The 2,676-nt window shown below is 58.5% G+C and carries 2 protein-coding genes and 2 rRNA genes; all 4 read left to right on the top strand.

Annotation, left to right across the window (positions count from 1 at the left end; all coding sequences use genetic code 11):
* Positions 1–11: 11 nt before the first annotated feature.
* Positions 12–124, top strand: a 5S ribosomal RNA gene (gene rrf / locus ACY65G_RS30530).
* Between the two features lie 425 nt (positions 125–549).
* The gene (locus ACY65G_RS30525; protein WP_465001026.1) at positions 550–759 is read left to right on the top strand and encodes a hypothetical protein; all 210 of its coding nucleotides are present in this window, start codon (positions 550–552) and stop codon (positions 757–759) included.
* Between the two features lie 624 nt (positions 760–1,383).
* Entirely contained in the window at positions 1,384–1,644 is a 261-nt protein-coding gene (locus ACY65G_RS30520) for a hypothetical protein (RefSeq protein WP_465001025.1), read from the top strand.
* 917 nt (positions 1,645–2,561) lie between these two features.
* Positions 2,562–2,676 (top strand): 16S ribosomal RNA (locus ACY65G_RS30515); the annotation flags it as partial.

Here is a 2,676-nt window from a genome sequence, read left to right as displayed (position 1 = left end):
TACAAGTCATGCCTGATGACCATAGCAAGTCGGTCCCACCCCTTCCCATCCCGAACAGGACCGTGAAACGACTTTGCGCCGATGATAGTGCTGCAACCAGTGTGAAAGTAGGTTATCGTCAGGCTGTAATTCCGAAAGAAGCCCATTGCGTGATCGCAGTGGGCTTTTTTCATTTGTACTCATGCTTTGCAGTGCGTCATGAACGCTGCTCCAGGTCCCGGGTTTTTGCTCGGCCGGGCACTGCCCGACCTCGCTCCACGAACAGGACCGTGAAACGACTTTGCGCCGATGATCGTGCTACCAGTGTGAAAGTTGGTTCAATCAGGCTGTAATTCCGAGAGAAGCCCATTGCGTGATCGCAGTGGGCTTTTTTCATTTGTACTCATGCTTTGCAGTACGCGCAGACTTCGCTCCAGGTCCCGGTTTTTTGCTCGGCCGGGCACTGCCCTACCTCGCTCCGCGAACAGGACCGTGGAACGACTTTGCGCCGATGCCCGTGCTGCAAGCAGTGTGGAAGCAGGTTAGCGTCAGGCTGTCATAGCGGGAGTCATGCTGGCCGGCAAAATATCGGAGGTTACCCTGCCAGTCGCCGAGCTCTTTGCAGATACTGCCCGCACGCAGCCTATTGCGGCGGTGAACGGGGCGACGAATATCGAAACCGTGCGCAGCCTGATTCCTGAATATGGGCGTTACTGGGCAAAAGCGGCAAGCGAGCCCGATGCCGGAACGAGTTCGCAAACGATGTCCTGGTGCGGATGAGGTGCTGCGCCTGATCCGGTACAACGCCGGCGACGTGCGCCCGCTTCCAGCGCTGGCATGTTTCGCCCACAGTGGCGCCGAACCGGCCGCGCGCAATCGCACCGCAACCAGCGGCGATTGTGCACCCGGAATGCGCTGCTCTGATGCCGGATACCCTGTTTTTGTCCGGCGAAACGCTTGTGCCGCCGGCACTTCCCTCACCGATTCGAACGCGCTGGCAACCGCTGCGTCCCGGTCTGGTCGAACTGTTCCACTACGACAGCGAAGAGTTCCGGTTCCGCGATAGTCGCCTGCTTTACGCGGCGATAACAGCACCGGTAAGTCGAAGATGATGTCGCTCACGCTGCCTCGCCGTTCGATGCCAATATCAAGTCCTCGCACATTGAACCCGATGGCGACGTCGCCAAGAAGATGGCGTGGACCTGCTGCCCGGCAGGCATGATCGGCGTACCGCTTATGCCCGGGTCGAGTTCGGCCGCGCCGGAGAGACGGCCAGCCGCGCTACCTGGCATCGGGTTACGGCCTGTGCGAGGTGGCTGAGCGCACCAAGGCCGATACATATATTTCGCCACCGAAGGGTAGTGGCACCGCCGCGACCTGTGCCTTATCAACGCGCAGCGAACGATGCTGGGCAAGGAGCGTCTGGAGCGGGGAGTCGACGGCAGCGGGCAGCTGTTCAAGACGGCGAATGTCTACCGCCGAGAGGTGGATGCGCGCCTGTGCCAGCCTGGCGAAACGGGTTACGCAGCGTTGATGGATAAGCTGATCAAGCTGTGCCAGCCCCAGTTATCGAAAAGCCAAACCAGGACAATTCGTCGAACGCATTGGACCGAGGTCCCGGCTCCACTGCGGTACGATTTGCTGCCGACGTCACCGTGGCGTTGAACCAGCTCGGGAGTACGGCAGCAGCTGGGCGAACTGTACGGGCTAGCGAATGCGATCGCCAGTTCAACCGGCGCTATCGGCAGTATGCGCGCGTGATTGCCCGGCACCAGGTGCGCGCCTTGCGTGCGGCTCAAGCCGGCTTCGACAACGCCGGACACGGTACTGCGCGACGCCCATATGCGCGTGAGCATTGGAGCGCGCGTGGCGGCGGGCAGCCAAACGGCGGGCTCGCGCCGCGGTTCGCCTGGCCGTCGTCGGTGAGGCTTGGCGCGCGGCACACGACGTGCTCCAGCGCGATGCCGGGCTGACGACCTCGCTACCGCATGCGCTGGGGCTGCTCGGTGGCAGGGTGTTGGACCCGAAATCACCGCCGGGTCTTGCTGGAAAGCGGTTCAGCTCGCTAAGATCTCCGTCCTCTGAGGTTTAGCTTGCCAAGATCTACCGACTCTGAATCAGCCGCGCGTCAGGCTGTCGTACGCTCAGCGGGAGATAGGCAAGATCCCCACACAATCCGTCTTTTCGACATTTCAGACAGAGCCTCTTGCGCAACTCGGGCAGCTTTGTTATAGTTCTGTCCCTCGCAGCAATCTAGCTGTCACGAAAGTGAAACAAGCAACTTGATGTGGGGCAAAAAAGAAGCTTGATGAATCGCACGAAATACCCGATAATCTCGCTTCTCTGCTGCTGACAAACACAACGATTTGTCAACAAAGCGGCAAGGCCTTCAAGGGCAGAATTCTTTAACAATCAACAGTCGATAAGTGTGGGCGTTTGATGCGATGTGCCTCCGGATTTCGGTCCGGAATGCTCAAAATATAGCAGCAAACGCTTACACAAGTAATAACGTAATCATCTTCGGATGATTCGTCAGTTATTTGAGTGAGTGACCATGTCGGAAACGACATAAAACAGAGATTAAACTGAAGAGTTTGATCCTGGCTCAGATTGAACGCTGGCGGCATGCTTTACACATGCAAGTCGAACGGTAACAGGGAGCTTGCTCCGCTGACGAGTGGCGAACGGGTGAGTAAT

It is taken from the genome of Pseudoduganella sp. jia 12, from assembly GCF_055502675.1.
This window is presented reverse-complemented; position numbering and strand designations above follow the sequence as displayed.

What these genes read in the sequence shown, in the direction of transcription:
- ACY65G_RS30525 (WP_465001026.1), top strand. Translation starts at nt 550, where the DNA reads ATGCTGGCCGGCAAAATATCGGAGGTTACCCTGCCAGTCGCCGAGCTC.
- ACY65G_RS30520 (WP_465001025.1), top strand. Translation starts at nt 1,384, where the DNA reads ATGCTGGGCAAGGAGCGTCTGGAGCGGGGAGTCGACGGCAGCGGGCAG.